This window comes from Pseudomonas sp. PME37.24/006 (genome assembly GCF_055556635.1).
Genome location: NZ_JBVHNL010000026.1, coordinates 1 through 331, shown reverse-complemented (window position 1 = coordinate 331; position 331 = coordinate 1). Strand labels below are relative to the sequence as shown.

The 331-nt window shown below is 65.0% G+C and carries 1 protein-coding gene; it reads left to right on the top strand.

Going from position 1 to position 331, the window contains the following annotated elements; translation table 11 throughout:
* The coding region (locus ACZ3GY_RS23710; RefSeq protein WP_465912178.1) for a hypothetical protein at positions 1–331 on the top strand (331 nt) is incomplete at both ends.

The following is a 331-nucleotide window of genomic DNA, read 5'->3' as shown; positions in this document are numbered from 1 at the left end:
CAGGCGCGATCCACGAACTATTACCTGCGGCTCGCCCAGGCACTACTACCGGACGCAGACGCGGGAGCGATCGAGACGCTCCGCAACAGCCTCAGGGAGGGAGGCGCATTCCTCGACGTGGTGGAGATGTGGCGCGGGCTTCATGCTTGGCTTGAAGCGCAGAACGGAACCATCGGAGCCTCCACGATCCGCGATCATCCGCACCTTCAGAGGGTTGGTTACCCGCTCTCGCAGGCCCTCGTGCGGCAGAGCGATCGCATGGCGCTAACTCGGTTCTTTCACGCCCTGGACTTGACGCCCCGCGCTGCGCCAGACGCCGGGGTGGTCTTAG